Raw genomic sequence first — 15105 nt, forward strand, 5'->3', positions numbered from 1 at the left:
CGGAACTCGGCGCTCGACCGTCCATACTCCGCGGCGGCAAGAGCGTGCCGATTCGAAGACCGTGGACACCAGAGGTGGCCATCCGGTAAGGGCCGGTTCAGCCTGGACGCGCGGTAATCCAGTCATTCGCGATCCGAAACCTCACTTGGGAGCGAGGGCCAGCGTGCGATCCCACGTGGCGGGGTGGCCCCCGGCGCGGCCCCGCGGAGGCTCTGTCAGGAGCTTTCCCCCGCGGGGCCGTCGAGTGAGAGTTCGAGCAGCAGGTGCAGGCCCTACATCTGCAGGATCAGGGCTTCCACCTGGCTCAGCACCGTCACACTGTCCTGCGCGGTCCCACGGGCCGACGCCAGACGTTCCATCCACTGGATGCGCTGGTCGGCGGGCAGAGGGTCTTCACCCAGCTGGGCACGCAGGCGGCTTGCTTCGTCGAAGTCCGTTAGGAGGGCCTTGGCCGCCTCGACCGCTCGCTGGTAGATGCCTTCTGCCAGCTCGATCCGGGCTGGCAGCTCCCCGCGGAGTTCAGCCAGACGGTCGCGTGGGTCGGCCGGCGGAACCTGCCCGTGCACGGTCGTGGCGTCGTCTTCCCCGTCAGTGCTTTCGGAATCTTCACCTGCATCGCCGGTGTCGCCAGCGGAACCGCCAGTCCGGGAGGCACGGCCCAGATCCGTTGGGAAGAGGTGGTCGAACCATTCCTTGTCGGCGACGAAGGAAGTGACATCGCCGTTGATGTCCGGAGCGAGCACCATGCCCGGCACAATCGGGGTGCGGTCCTCCTCTGGCCAGAGCCTTTCTGCGTAGCAGACCGGCCGGTCACCGTCGGGTGCCTCGGGCGCCTGTGTCGCATCCGGGTGCTCCAGCACGGCCCGGGTGAAGGCGAGCAGGAGCTCTCTGCTGACGCCCGGTACTTTCTCGGTGTAGGCGAGCGTCAGTGCCGCCAGAGCGTTCGTCGGGGTACGGCGCACGCCCTTGCGTCCGTCTCCGGCCTCGCTGCCCTGGCCCGGGGTGATCAGCGGTTCGGGGGCATGGATCAGTGCGGGGGTCATCCGCCTCACCAATGTGGCCCACGCGGTGGCGTCTCCGGCCTTAGCCCCGAGGAGCAGTTCCTTGAGCGGCCTGGGATCCTGGCCGGAGCCCTCCTTGACCTCGGTCGTGCCGAACAGGCCGATCGCTGAGAGGATGTTGGCGCGGTGCAGGAACAACTGTGCAACGGCGGCCGACCAGAGCCGGGTACGGCTTTCGGCGGTCTTGGCACGGACCTGGCTCCAGGGAGCTTCCTGCAGGGCGGCCCTCACGACGGGCCAGTAGGGTCCGGTCTGCCGGTGCTGGCCTTTGCCCGTCTGCGGACCGGCAGGGGGCACGTCTGGAAAGACGAGCGTGGTGGTGGCCCGGATGGCGATGTCCCGCAGGGCGACCGGTGAGACCTTTTCGTCCACCGGCAGCAGGGGAGCCAGCGGATCGAGAGGGCCGTTGGCGGTCAGCGCGTCGCGCACGCCGTTCAGGTCGAGCAGATCCACTCCCTGGGCAGTGGGGAATGCCTCGGCCAGGATCGGGCCGAGCTTGCCCTCTTTGGCGTAGGCGTCGACGAGCGTGGCGAAGAGGGAGATCAGGCGGGCGTCCTCGTCGTACGGCTGGATTCCGCGCAGGTGGTCATTGATGTTCAGCGCCCGCAGTACATGTTCCAGGGCGGCCGGATTGCTGCAGCCGATGACGATCTCGGTCGGCACCGTGGCGATCTTCATCGCCCGCATGGACTTGTCGTCAGGTCCTGTCGTTTCCCGGGCGCTGGCCTCGTTGAAGTTGTGCGAGACGCGGTTGAGGATCTCGCGCTGGTTCAGCAGCAGTACGGCGGGGTCGTTAGGACCCTTAGTCAGCGGCACGGCGGACTGAGGCATTCCAGTGACCAGGTACTCCGAACGCAGGCTGAAGATGTCAAGTCGGGCCAAGGCACGGTTATTGGCGGTCACGGCGGCCATCCGCCACAGCCGGGAGGTGCTGCCGTCGGTGTTGGTGACCTGCCACTGCTGCAGGACACTCATACCCCGCGTCAGCTGGCCGGCGGCCACCAGGGCCTCCACCAGGTCGTAGCCGCGGGTTTTACCGGAACGCCGCAGGTTTTCCACAGCATAGCGGTGAATGTGAACGGCGACGTCGTACGGCTGCTCGGCCAGGATGAGAGCAGCCTTGGACTCTCCGTTCTCCTCTGCCGCGCGGACCACCGGGCGTGGCCGGCGCTGACCGAGTGCAGCGAGCAAGGCTGCCTTGGCGCGCTCGGCCTCCCGCACTCGCTTGGTGGCCTGGGCGTGCTTCTCCTCCGCCGCCGCGAGGGCCGCGGCGGCATGCGGGTCGTCACCGGGCGCCCGGCGCCGCAGATCGCGCTCCTTCTCGGCGAGCTTCCTGGCCTTCTCCGCACTGTCCGACTCGGCTTCGGCAGCTACGAGTTCGACGACACGCTGGGTGGCTTCCGGACTGGGCGGGGTCCACGCGCTGACGGTGCGGTCGTTGAGGTCCCACGGAACCGTGGCGGCGCCGTGGACATCGCAAATGAGCAGGAGAACTCGGTCGTAACCCGACTGAACCACACGATAGGCAGAAGAGGAAAGCACCTTCTTGTTGCGCATGGTGACGACGATCTTTTTGATCTCGGTGTCGCCGAGGGCGGTCGCGAGCCCCTCCGTAATCGCAGAGCGCGGGGGCGGAATCACGCCCTCCTGCTCGCAGGTGTTCTCGACGGCGTCCGCGAGTTTCTCGCCCCAGGCATCGGTGCCGATGTAGACGTAGGTGCCGTCAGGCCGTTTGACTGCCACAGGATTTTCCTTCTCCCAGCTATATGCTGGGTGACAACACGCACCCGCCTTCCGGGCGCGTCACACGCGCCTGAGGCGGAACCTCGCGGCAGCAAAACAGACAGGGACAGCCTTGGCTGCCTGGTTGTTCCGCTTCGTACGGTCCAACTGCCAACGTCCGCAGAGGGATCAACCCGAAGGGGCACTGTGGGCCCGGGGATTTCGCGACTGGTTTCCTGCTCCGCCGACGGCGGCATGAGGCGGACGCCGGTGAAGGGCCACCGACGTGCAAGAGGGACTCTGCCATCAACGAGCCTTCGCATGCCGCTTCGCTCGCGAGGTGTTCACTCGAAGGGGTGGGATTCCCTGTGACTCCGCTTCCCGCTACAGGAGTTGAGGTAGTGAACACCGACTCGTGATAACAAGCGCGGGCTGGTCAAGGCCCCCTGCTGGCAGCGACGCCGCCCGGAAACATGAGGTGGACCGATCAAGTGGCGCTCGCAGAGCGCAGCGGCGATGGACATAGGAGGTCCGCGTCGGTCTGGAAGAGACCAGCATCACCCGCGCGACCCAGTGGCCGCCACCAGGGCCATTCGGCCTTCAACAAAACGGCCTGCGGGTTCATCATGCGGGCCCATTCCGGAAGCACGACGAGGCTACGATGCCTGCCCTGCCCGTACACGGTGTTCCAGGCGGTGGGCCAGTTCCCGCGATGGTCCGGTTGCCCTTGCCGATGCCGACACACAGCAGCGCTCGCCCCCCGAGGGAGTTCTACAGCAAGCCAACGTGGCGTAGCGGTTCCGCGACTGTGGAATCAGCCACGCAGTGGCCATGTTCCAAGCTCTTCAACACGAGTTCATTGTCCACTTTGTCGGCGTGGAATGTGGACCAGGTGCGGCAAATAGGGCAGATCCGCCCCGTGAGGTAGGGGCGGAGTAGGTGCAGCTGGTGGCTGTGGTCAATCAGATAAAGGCTGCCGGTCTCCAGCGCGCTACTGGGATGCCGCATGTGGTCCGTAGGCACCACAGGGTGATCGCCCATGAGTCGTCTGAAGCCGACGTTGGCCTGGCTGCGGAAGGCATCCCACGTCACGGAGGTGATCTCGATGAGTGGCCAGTCAGCCAAGAAGCGCGTCCGGCTGAGTAGCATGGAAAGGTCGGCGAACGACTCCTTCAGCGCTTGGGGCAGTTCCACTGAGTCAGCACGGCGCAGGTGGGCCTGGTTGTTGCGGCGCCCCGAGTGCCGCTGTCGGGCGGCCTTGACTTCTTCGTCGGCAAGCACCGAGCTCAGTTCGTGCAGCGGATGGTCCTCACCCAAGCCGCGGCGCTTCTTCTTGCTGGATATTTCCTGGAGTATTTCAGTCCATTCTCCAAGCCCAGGACCGCCACGGTTGTTGGCGAGCTTGTCGCGGAGGGCCGTCACAGAGGAGAGGTCGAGGGCGGCGCCGTGAGCGAAGGCCACGGTGAGGAGGGCGGAATAGCAGAAGAGGATCTCGGTTGCATCGAGCACGGAATCGTAGGCGGGCCCGAAGTCGCCGGCGCTCTTCTTTGCTTCGATCTCGCGCCATCGCAACGCAATAGGGTAGGGGAAACGGGTGCGGACGATGTACCCGAAGTCGTCGAGCTGGACGGCCGTCTCGGCTCGCAACCGCAGAATCTGCCCTCCTTCGATAATCCGTTGCCGGGCGTGTTCAGTATCCCGAGCGTCGGTGAACACGGATCTAGCCAGCCTGCCAGCTTCAGCACTCCAGCGGCCCAGCTGCCGCCCCGCCGTGTCCAGATCCTCCAAGGCGGTAGCCAGTGCTTCGTCCGGCCGCGGTAGCGCAAGAGACTCCAGATCCTGCCTGCGCAGATGCAACAGGCCACCGAGGCTCGGCGACGCGCGCTCAACAGCCGACGACCGCAGGAAGGCCAGGATAAGGCGCATATGCTCCGGGTTGAGTGTGGCGACCGGCCGCAGAACAACGGTGTTGTTGCCCGCCGCCACAGGCAGATCCTGCTGCCTGACCACGGCTGCCCCTGCCCGGCCGGGCAGGAAAGCGTCCCGCATCAGCACGTCTCCTGCCCGCAAATGGTAACGCTCCGGGATGTCGGAGTACCACAGGTCACCCTCGTCATCCGGCTCAGCTATCGTTCCGTCCTCCTTGATGTCGCGCCCTCGCAGTAGTCGCGCGCCACGCGGAGCATGCGCCTCGCAGAGGTCACCTGGCCGGCCAGAAAACCCTCGGGTGACGTTGAAGACCGAGGAGATGGTCAGATCGCTGGGCGATGACGGGTCTGCAATAGTGCCCTGTAGTCCCGGAGACTGCGCTGGCAATCCATCGCCGACGTAGGGCCATCCTTCATCCGCTGGTGCAGCGCTGTGTGCGACATAGCCGTATTCCGTTCTCCCCTCGGGCAGTTGCAGGAGATTCCCCAGGTCGTCCTTGATGACTTTCTCGTCGCCGGTTCTCGGCACCCGGAAGAATTGGCTCCTTTTGGCCTGAGTGGTGTTCGGGCGGAGCAGGACGGCTGCCACCTCACCAGACCGATGGACACTTCCAAGCGCTCCCGTGGAGTACAGGATGAAAGCGGGTTGCCATTGGCGGGTAAGCGCGTGCCGGAAGCGTGTTGGCCGCCTGTTCTTGGAAGTGAGGAACTTCGCCGGCAGCAGCATCGTCAAAGGGCCCTGGTCGGGATGGGCCTCTATGCCTGCCACGGCAGTCTCGAACAAGTCGGCGACCGAGATGGCAGCCGAGCCGTGGGGGACGCGGGTAGAGCCGAGCAAGTCTGCAATGGATGGGAGGAGGAGCACGGGCCCTACGGGTAGGAGGTTGTTGATGCGGGCCGGCAGAGCGTCCCATTCCTTGTCATGTTCGACGGGCCAGTCTGCAGTAGCCGGAAGAACTTGCTGGAGCTTCTCGGCGCCCACGGTAACGACCGTGGGCGCCTCGCTCGTGTGGTGCCGCAGCAGTGCAGCAAGGACGTGGCCGAACAGGACGGAGGCGTCCTGCGCTGGAGCAGCACCATGGTCTTCCGAAACGGTCATCAGTCCCCCTCTGGCGATGTGACGCTGAGAAAGCCTATGCCGACTGGGAGTTGCCGTGTCCAATTGGGGCGGCGCGCCGAGGAGACAGCGCCCGGCCCTGCCAACGAACCCTGATGCCCGTGCGACTGGGCGCCAGGTGGGCACAGTCACTGACCCGAGTCGGCACCGCCAGAGATGAGGGCGACCAGGTCGTCCACGGCAACAGGGTACTTTTCCTTCTTGAGGTCCCCGTATGTCCGCAGCGCCCTGGACACCTGAGCCTTCGTCCGCGGGGCCAGGTGGACGACGAGGAGGGTGTACAGGAGCTCCAGGTAGTCTTTGCCGCTGGCCATCTTGCCGTTGGTCCGGCCATCTGGGGTGTCGATCCACATGGCAGAGAACGGTGCCGCCACCATGCGCCAGTCCAGGCTGCTGAGCCGCTTCATGATGTCTTCCCACCCGAGCAGGTCCTGCTCAAGGATGTGGCGGACGACCTTGGCGACGGTCGCCTGGACGGCCGGGCGCATGAGGGGGTGGCCTGAGCCTTCACGCCCCTTTGGAGCCCGAACGTCTTTTGGTGCCTGAGCGGCGGAGTAGCGCTGGCGCAGGTTGCCGCAGGCGTCGAGGAGATCGTCGAGCCGGCTGGCCAGGATCTCGTAGCTCTGGTCGAGCAGCTCGTCGGCGACGCGCTGCTTCGACTGGTCGGCTGTGCAGGGCAGATCGAAGCCGATTTCCTTGACGATGTCGTAGAGGACACCGATGGTGCTCCAAGCGGAGCTCCCCTGGCTGATCGAGCGCTGCGCGAGAACGATCTTTCCTTCGTCGCCGACCTTGCTGAAGACGAGGACGACCTTGTCCTTGCTCAGGAAGGGGTGGTCGTCCAAGAGGCGCCGGGTGAGGATGGCAAAGCTGTCGTCCTCATCGAGGGCGATGTTCTCCTGGGCGCTGGTGCTCTTGGCGTTGCGGTTGATGTTGGTGAACAGGCGCCGAGTGCGCTGACGGCCTTCGGGCGTGTCGAAGTGCGGCACGACGATCACATTGATGTCCTCGGCGCCGAGGTCGGGGTTTCGCTTGACCGCGTCCTTGATGGCTTTGAGGCGGTGCTGGCCATCGAGTGCAAAGAACTGCTGCGTGCCATCGAAAGTGAGAACGCCGAAGTTTCGGTCGATGCCGGCAAGCACGGCCTGATTCTCGGCATCGGAGTCCATCTCAAGCGGGAGATAGTTGGCGTTTCCGCCCCAGACGGCGACGATGATCGCGCCGAGGAATCGGTTCTCGTTGGTGAGCAGGTATTCGGTGATCTGCCCAGTGCGGTCGCCGACCCCGCGCTGAATCATGGTGCCGAGATCGCGGTTACCGCCGAGTTCGTGGGCAAAGTTGATCTCTCGCGCCACCTGAGCGTAGCTCATGAGGCAGGAGTAGTAGGTCCAGTTGCCCACCTTGGCTTCAAAGGCAGGGACGAATGTCTTGGACGGCATGGGAGTACCTCGATCGGGCTGGACAGGAAAAGTCAGGGCCGAAGGGCAGGGCGCGGGATGGTACTGATGCGCGCGCGCAACCGTGGACGGTTCTGGCTATTGAGCGGCGGGTTGTACAGGTTGATCAGGCGACTTTCCAAGTTCCTGATCTTGGAGCGGTCCGCGACTGTGGCGAACCAGAACTCCAGCGGGCGCAGAGCCAGGTAGTGAGTCAGCCTTGCGGCCCTGGTCGTGGGTGGTTCCTGCGTCCACAGGGCCTCAGGGTCGCCGCGCAGGTGTTTCCGGTACCCCTTGAATCGGTTCCGGATCGTGTTGCCGCCCTGGCCGGATCCGCCGGCCTGTCCGATGTAGAGCACTTGATGGAAGCTGCTCTCGGAGTCGTCGGCCATGGCGAGCCGAATGGAAGGCCGCCATACGAACATGTACAGGCCGGGTTGTTCGGGAAGGACATCGGTCAGGCTCTCAGCCGCGACGTGCGTTTCCCATGGCGATGCCTCCGCCCTCAGGTCGTCCTGCAGCACCTTGTGGGCTGTGACGTCCAGCATCGGAGCTATCCCTAGCTGGATGTCGAGGGCAGGGCTGCTCTCGACGCTGTGGCGGATGACGGAGCGTAAGAGGGGCTCAGGCGTCGTCATGCGGCAAGCTGGTTCCGGTGGGGCTTGAGGATCACGGGAAGCATCCTCGCATGAGCCTCTGACAAGTGCCGCCCGGAGGCAGAAAGTCGGCCCTTGGTGCGTGATGGGACGTCGCGCACCAAGGGCCTTCAAGGGCGTTGCCGCCAGTGCTACAGGTGGCAGACTGCGCAGCCTGCTTGGTCGTCGTCCGCGTCGTGGGCGTCAGCGAGGACCTCCAGCAGGGGTCGGTTCGGCCTGACTCGCTTCGCGGCCCGTTCGAGGGCGGCCTGGTGCTTGGCTTCGATCTCCTCTCGGCGGGCGATGAGTTCGTGCAGGGACTCGCCCTGGGACCATGTGTACTGCCGGTCCTGCATCGCGGTGTGCCGGTAGTTGACCTTCTCCTCGTAGGCTATGGCCTTCTCAAACAGGTCCGGGTGGCGGTCGCGGAGGCCCACCCATTCGTGCTTGCGCTGGAAGAAGCAGAAGTAGCAGCCGGAGCGGGTGCGCCACTCGTAGTAGGCGGGCAGGCCGATGCCAGCTTCATCGAGGATCCGGTCGACGCCGGCGCGGTCGATACCGTCCTCGCGGAAGGGGAAGACTGCGGTGATGTTGGGCTTGGTGCTGACGTAGCCGAGGCGGTTCTCGTCGGCGCGGATGGCGACGTACGAGATCACCTCGTCGTCGCCGACCCACTCCTCCAAGGGCTTGATCTTGAGGTTCTTTGTGCACCATCGCATCTGAGGGCTGGGAAGGGTGCCCTGGTAGACCTCGAGCCAGTGATCGAAGTCTCGGCTGGCGTTGAGGCGCACGATGGGCTTGCCGAGGGCCGCCTCAAGTCGGTTGAGGTATTCGTACGTCTCAGGTAGTTCGGCGCCGGTGTCGCAGAAGAAGTACTCCATGTCTGGGACGCGGTCCCGCATGTAGATCGCGAGGGCGGAGGAGTCCTTGCCCCCGGACAGGCCGAGCACGTGGCGCTTGTTGCTGCCGGAGTTGTCGCTGGAACTCACAGCATTCCTTCCTTCCTAGCGAGCACGGAGTCGCTGTCTGACGCCGCAAGGCGTTCAGCCAGGGCGGCGAGCAGGATGCGGGCTCCGTCGGGACCCAGTGCATCTTCAGCCTGCCTGATGACACTGACAACGAGTTCGTCGGCTGTCTGGCGGGACTGCTTGGGAACATGGATGAGGGCGCGTTCCTCGGTGCCCTGCGGAGTGGTGAGCGTCAGAAGGCGAGTCTCGATCTGCTGCGCCGACGGTGCCGCTTCCTGGTCGACCACGGGGGTCTGGCGTACGTCGTAGAGGTGTCCGACGCGGTCGAGGGCGCGGGCCACCTCCTTGACTTTGCGCGGGAAGCTCTCGGCATCGGCGTCCGTCCAGTCTCCCAGGGCTCTGTTCGCAAGGCGGATCACGATGGGGTCAAGCCAGTCCTCGTCCGGAAGATTCCCGTTCAGGGCCCGGGAGACGAAGCCTTGCAGGCTAAGTTCCAACGGAGCGTCGGCGAAGCCGCGCAGTCTCTCGGTAAGGCCGGCCCTCAACTCCCGGACAGTGGCGGGGAGACGGAATTCCGTGCCGAGCGTCGCAGCGACTTCGCGGCGCAGGGCGCCGGCCGCACCAGTGAGGTCGTCAAGTGCCCTGGTGAGTGCGTCCACATACGCCTGAGCGGTCTGCTCGTCCTTGGGCGTGTCCGCGCTGATCGCGGGATACCCGAGCGCCTTGGGAAGAGAGGTGAAGATCAGCTCGTCCGGGTCGGTTGCACGCGACAGGAGGCCGCGGATCGCCAGGGCCTGGTCGCTGAGCCTCCTCGTCTGCCTGGTGTAAGGGTCGAGGACCATCACGCGCTCCAGGACGGTGCGTGTGACCGCGAGGAGGAGCGGGTTGCGCGTCGCACGCGACCGTGGAACGTCAACCTTGAGAGATTTGGCTAGAGCGTTGACCACGACACGGCGCTGTCCGCGGCCGACCGGCACTGCCTTGACAGTGAAGCGGTCGGGATAGGGGACATTGAGCCGCTCGACGATTTCCGGGGTCAGGCGCGGGCAGTAGTTCCCGTCCTCGAACAGGGCGATGTCTTCTGCGCGCAGGATGAGAGCCGCGACCACGAGGGTGGGCACGACGCCTGCCTTGACCCCATAGGGCGGCGCCATGAGCTGGTGGTAGATGTCGACGATGGGCGTGGGCCGCTTGGCGCCGGTCAGTGCGGTGTCGAGGGCATCCCAGGCGGCCATGACGCTGGAGTTCTCCTCCGGGTCCGGCCGTGCGATGCCGTGGGTGAGGATGCTCTCCGCTGTGCCTCCACTGCTGGCTTCTCCGGCAAAGCGATGCAGGCCCAGGTACTCGACAACGCCGTGGTACATGGCGCGCTCTGCCGAGTAGCCCTTCTCATCGAATCCGAGGAGGGGGAGGCCGGAGCGCTGGATCATCGCGGTGAGCAGCTCGCGGCGTGCTCGGGCGCCGTTGCTGGTGAGCTGGTGGCGGCCGGCCATCTCGTTGCGGATGTGGGGGGTGAAGGGGTAGACGCGCTCGCATGCCTGGGAGACGAGGCTGGAGTAGCTGCGGGCCTCGATGAGCGCGTCGGGGGTGTTTCCGGCCGCTGTGCCTACGTGCCACAGGCGCCAGGTGGAGTGCGGGCTTCGCGGGTTGAATGCCTCGTCGAGCATGGTTCCGAGGCTCTGTGAGATCTCTGCAGCGCGCTCGGTGATCTCTCGGGAGGCGACATGGTCGATCGTGTCGTCGTCGAGGAGTTCTTCGAGTGCCACGAGCTCGATGCCTGCCTGCAGGACGCGCTCGGGATGCTCGGTCGTGCCGACGAGTGCGGGTAGGGGCGAGTTGACAGCCGGCAGCGTGTCGAGTGGGCCGAGGTGGAAAAGGATGAGGCCGTCCGCCGCGTCCTTGACGACCTCGGGTCCGTCGATCTTCTCGCTTCTGGGGCTGACGTCCGCGACGAAGTAGCGGAGCATGCCCGTCTGCTGGCTGTGCTTGCCGGCCACCACCGCGTCGGGAAGCACTGCACCGAGGTGCTTGCCGAGATATGCCACGACGTCGGCCGGCTTGACACGGGTGGCGTTCTCCTTGACCCGTGCCTCGATGTCGACATCGGTGCCCTGCCAGACCCGGTACTCGTTGCTGTACTCGCGGTGGACGACGAATCCGTCCTCGACGAGCTTGCCGAGACGCTCTTGCAGGGCGGTGTAACGCTCGGAGTCAGAGACGTCTGTGGGGTCCTGCAGCGCCAGGTGGATCATGGAGGGTGTGGCTCGCAGCAGTCCGTCGGCGTCGATGAGGTTGAGAATGCCGATCGTCTTGAGGATGTCCTGCTCCTCGGACGCGAGCCCGTGCGCCTCGCTGAGCCGCATGTCGATCTCCAGCCAGCGGCTTGCCTTGGAAGAGGCCAGGATGGTGGTGCGGCCGGACGCGAAGAAGTAGTCGTACAGCTGAGGCAGGCGGATGGTGGAGGCACGCTCTGGCGTCTTCGAGGCGAGCGCCTCCAAGGTCCGACGCACCGTGTGGGGTTCATCGCTCGCGAGGAACCCCGTGAGGCTGCGGTCGTGCTGTCCGATTTGAGCGGCGATGAGAGGTGCGGCGACGATGGTTAGGGGGTGGAGCGGGTACAGGTCGGCGAACATCTGCGGGGAGACGTCGACCACAGCGTTGAGTCCGCGCAGCATCCAGGCGTCTGCCGCAGCTTGTGCCTGGGCCTGGATGAGCGTGCGGCCGCGTCCGGTGACCTGGCTGAGGTCGAGGCGCCGGCGCATCAGGTGGACGGCGTCGCCCAGGTTGGGACCGAAGGTGATGTCCTCGAAGCGGCCCTGGACCTTGGCCCATTCCTGAGTCTGCACGCTGCTGGAGCGAGCCGCGTAGTCCGTGAAGGCCAAGTGCTGCAGGGTGAGCATGAACAGCGGCAGTCCCGAGGGGCCGGCGCCCTTCTCCGCGAGCATCTGCAGCAGGAACACGTCGCTGTCGGCGTCACCTGTGTCTCCGGCAGCCGCGAGGTATTCCAGCGTCTTGCCGAACTCGTCGATGATCAGCAGCACTGGGGCGGTATCGCACAGCGCGGCGACGGCGTCGATGAGGCTCTCGGCTGTCGGCACCGCGCTTTCGGCACATGCGGCGAATGCTTGAGCGATGGCCTTGGGAAGGCGCGTCTTCCACCGGCGCTCGGCGGCGGTCCGCAGGGCGCGGTGGATGGTCGCCGCAAGCGGCTCGCGGCTTGCGGTGGCGACCGCGCCGAGGAATCCTCTTTCCGCGACCTGATCACGCACCTGACTCAGGCGTACCGCGGTGTGCGGGTTGCTTGCGGCCACCGCCTTGTCCGCCTCAGCTCGGCGGGTCTTGTCGTGCCCGAGGAGAGCGTCGATGAGGTTCGACAAGGTTGATTTGCCCGAGCCGTAAGGGCCGGTGAACGACCATGCGCGAGTACGTCGCGGGTCCTCCAACGCGTTCGCGAGGCGTTCGAGGACGTCAAGAGCGCGTGCTCCGACGTAGGGAGCGTTGAGGTGGCGTTCACGCACATCGCGTTCGAGGTTGGTGGACCGCAGTTCGGATCCGACCAAGGCGATGCCTGCCGGAAGCTGGGCACGGTTCTCGGTCATGATCCGATGCTCTCCTCACTCAGTTCGAACTCCTCGACCTGGCGAGGAGCCGGCTTGCGTGCTTTCTTGGGCGCGGTACCGGCGAGCCCCGGATGCTTGCGCATCCACTCCTGCGGGGTGGGAAAGCCGTCACGTTCCCTGACACGGCCGTAATACTCATCCAGAACATCCCAGGCCAGTTCCTGAGGCGGTTTGGCATACGCGAGACTGCGTTGACCGAGTGCTTCAACGATCTGAAGATCCGGGTGGCCGCCCACCAGTCCTTCGATGGCCTTGGTCAGCTCCGGCTCCCTCATGCGGAATGCCCGGCCAGGAGACCCCGTCTCACCAGCGAGCCGCGCAAGAGAGATCTGACCTGCCTGCGTGGCGAGGCGCGAAGCGTAGTCCAGGCAGGCGTAGACGAGGACTGCCGCGGGCAGGTTCGAACGGGTACCGCTGGTGAAGCGCCACGTGCGTTCCTTCCCCCTGCCCCGGCCTTCCAGCAGGCCAAGTTCCTTGAAGGGCGACATCAGCTGGTCTTCGAAGCTGCCGGGTGACAGAGGGTTGGCCTCTAGGTCCTGCGCGTACATCTTGATGATGCAGTCGACGTCACGCTTGATGGATTCCGCCGCAGGACGCCTAGGCGCCGCGAAGTTCTCGTTGACGTAGCGCGTGATGACGCTTTCCATCTCCTCCGCGGTCGCACGCGAGCGCGCGGCGAGGTTGAAGATGATGTACCAGCTCGGCACCTGGCACTTTGCTTCGGACTCGGATGACAACAGCCACCAATGCAGCAGCCACAGACTTCCTGTGTCCTCCAGGTAGGGGTCGGCACCGTCCTCGTCGAGCAGCCACCGCGCTCGCCAGGTTGGCGCGGACAGAAGGGCACGGGCCGAGGGATCGCTGTGGGCATACTCTTTGGTCAGCTTGAAGGCGCGCGACCAGTAGCGCATCGCGTTGACCATGTTCTTGCCGACGCCGAGCAGAACAGGCGCGTCCTCCCGGTAGAAGACGCCAGGCGTGTCTTTGACCTGCATGTAAGCCTTGTGCAACCAGCCGAACCGCGGGGCGAAGGTCTCATGTCGGTTGAAGGAGAGGTCAACGGCCTCGGCAAGCCCGCTATCGGACATGTGTTGGGAGCCTTTCCAGATGCATGGAGCTCACGGGGAGCAGGAGGTCAGCGCCGCCGGGCACGGCTTACGGTTCGGCGTCGGCAGCCATCACCGAGCGGATCTTTGCGACTGCACCCACGACGGCTTCAACGGCTTGCTCAACGTCTCGGTCGGTGGTGGCATAACCGAGCGAGAAGCGGACGGTGGAATCCGCCTCCTCACGGCTGCGGCCCATGGCGAGCAGGACATGACTCGGACTCGGTGCTCCCGAAGCGCAGGCACTGCCGTCGGAGGCCGCGATGCCAGGCATTGCGGCCAGCACGGCATCGGCGGGCAAGCCCGGGAAAGTGATGCTTATCACACCCGGGAGCCGGGGCACATCGGCGCCATTGATCCGGCAGTCCGGCAGTCGGGCCGACAGGTTGGCCTCCAGCTCGTCGCGGAGCGCGGTGACCCTTACAGCCTCGTCATGCATTTTCAGACGGGCGGCTTCGGCTGCTGCTCCGAGTCCGACGATGCCTGCGACATTGAGCGTGCCCGCACGCCAGCCGCGTTCCTGTCCTCCGCCGATCAGGAGGGGGTTGTACGGCAGCGACAGGCCGCGACGAACGAACAGGGCACCTACGCCCTGCGGCCCACCGAACTTGTGCGCGGACAAGGAGAGCAGGTCGACATCCAGTTCATCGAGGTCGATCGGCAGCCGGCCCACGTACTGCGTGGCATCGGTGTGCACCACTGCCCCGGCCGCGTGCGCGACCTTGATGACGGCCTGCAGGTCGGTGAGGACCCCGGTCTCGTTGTTCGCGAGCATGACCGAGACCAGGGCGACTCCGCGCTCACCAGCGCCTTCAAGCGCTTGGTCCAGCTTGGCCAAGTCGACAACGCCGTCACCATCCACCGGAAGGATCACGAGGGCACCGGGGGCTTCTTGAGTAATCGCCCGGGCCACCTCGAGCACCGCCGGATGCTCTACCGCAGTGGTCACCAGTACACCACCGCGAGCGTATGCAGCACGAAGGGCGAGATTGTTGGCCTCTGTTGCACCAGACGTGAAGATGATCTCCCCAGCGGAGCAGTTGAGAAGCGAGGCGAGCTGCCGGCGCGCCGCGTCTACCCGAGTGGCGGCGTCACGCCCGGCGTGATGCATGCTGGAGGCATTGCCGACGCTCCCGAGTGCCGCGAGCACAGCGTCGAGTGCTTCCGGGCGCAGTGGCGCGGTGGCGTTGTAGTCGAGGTAGATCACGCTGGCCCCTGTGGCCTGCTCCGCCATATGTGCCCCCTCGTGCAACGGACCTAAGCTCATTCCTGGTGCCCTCGCTCGTCGGAGCTTCTCGTTCCGCCAGGAGTGCACTGAGATCCTAGCCGTCCCGGGAGACACAGGAGACCAAAGCCGAGCTTCGGCACGCCGCGAGCGCATTACACCAAATACGAACATGCATTCGACACGCGGGTCTACCCCTACTCCTCACGCAGCGGGCGGAACGCCGCTGGGACGGAGCCGAAATCAGCCGTAGCAGCCCGCGTTGGCTGTGGGGCGGTCTAGGGTTA

8 protein-coding genes are annotated in these 15105 nt (G+C 65.5%); all 8 read right to left on the bottom strand.

What is annotated here, in order from left to right:
* Nucleotides 1-272: 272 nt before the first annotated feature.
* The gene (locus K7G61_RS14975; RefSeq protein WP_225847308.1) at nt 273-2804 is read right to left on the bottom strand and encodes a hypothetical protein; all 2532 of its coding nucleotides are present in this window, start codon (nt 2802-2804) and stop codon (nt 273-275) included.
* Between the two features lie 750 nt (nt 2805-3554).
* Nucleotides 3555-5810 (bottom strand): hypothetical protein, encoded by a 2256-nt coding sequence (locus K7G61_RS14980; RefSeq protein ID WP_225847309.1) that lies wholly within the window; start codon nt 5808-5810, stop codon nt 3555-3557.
* Between the two features lie 146 nt (nt 5811-5956).
* Nucleotides 5957-7267 (bottom strand): DNA sulfur modification protein DndB, encoded by a 1311-nt coding sequence (locus K7G61_RS14985; protein WP_225847310.1) that lies wholly within the window; start codon nt 7265-7267, stop codon nt 5957-5959.
* Nucleotides 7268-7299: 32 nt separating this feature from the next.
* Nucleotides 7300-7812 (bottom strand): hypothetical protein, encoded by a 513-nt coding sequence (locus K7G61_RS14990; protein ID WP_225847311.1) that lies wholly within the window; start codon nt 7810-7812, stop codon nt 7300-7302.
* A 239-nt stretch (nt 7813-8051) separates the two neighbouring features.
* The gene (locus tag K7G61_RS14995) at nt 8052-8888 is read right to left on the bottom strand and encodes a phosphoadenosine phosphosulfate reductase family protein (RefSeq protein WP_225847312.1); all 837 of its coding nucleotides are present in this window, start codon (nt 8886-8888) and stop codon (nt 8052-8054) included.
* Nucleotides 8885-12466: an ATP-binding protein gene (locus K7G61_RS15000; RefSeq protein ID WP_225847313.1), complete on the bottom strand. Its 3582-nt coding sequence runs from the start codon at nt 12464-12466 to the stop codon at nt 8885-8887. Before K7G61_RS15000 ends, K7G61_RS14995 begins: the two co-directional genes overlap by 4 nt.
* Nucleotides 12463-13575 carry a DUF4007 family protein gene (locus K7G61_RS15005; RefSeq protein ID WP_225847314.1) on the bottom strand — a complete coding sequence of 371 codons (1113 nt, stop codon included), beginning with the start codon at nt 13573-13575 and terminating at the stop codon, nt 12463-12465. The genes K7G61_RS15000 and K7G61_RS15005 overlap by 4 nt, the downstream gene beginning before the upstream one ends.
* A 67-nt stretch (nt 13576-13642) precedes the next feature.
* A complete protein-coding gene (locus K7G61_RS15010; protein ID WP_225847315.1) occupies nt 13643-14800 on the bottom strand; it encodes a cysteine desulfurase family protein in 1158 nt (385 codons plus the stop codon).
* Nucleotides 14801-15105 lie beyond the last annotated feature (305 nt).

It is taken from the genome of Streptomyces sp. HPF1205 (assembly GCF_020400825.1).
Lineage (GTDB): Bacteria > Actinomycetota > Actinomycetes > Streptomycetales > Streptomycetaceae > Actinacidiphila.

Excerpts from the sequence above, each read along its gene's own strand:
- K7G61_RS14980 (WP_225847309.1), bottom strand. The coding sequence starts at position 5,810 with ATGACCGTTTCGGAAGACCATGGTGCTGCTCCAGCGCAGGACGCCTCC.
- K7G61_RS14985 (WP_225847310.1), bottom strand. The coding sequence starts at position 7,267 with ATGCCGTCCAAGACATTCGTCCCTGCCTTTGAAGCCAAGGTGGGCAAC.
- K7G61_RS14990 (WP_225847311.1), bottom strand. The coding sequence starts at position 7,812 with ATGCTGGACGTCACAGCCCACAAGGTGCTGCAGGACGACCTGAGGGCG.
- K7G61_RS15000 (WP_225847313.1), bottom strand. The coding sequence starts at position 12,466 with ATGACCGAGAACCGTGCCCAGCTTCCGGCAGGCATCGCCTTGGTCGGA.
- K7G61_RS15005 (WP_225847314.1), bottom strand. The coding sequence starts at position 13,575 with ATGTCCGATAGCGGGCTTGCCGAGGCCGTTGACCTCTCCTTCAACCGA.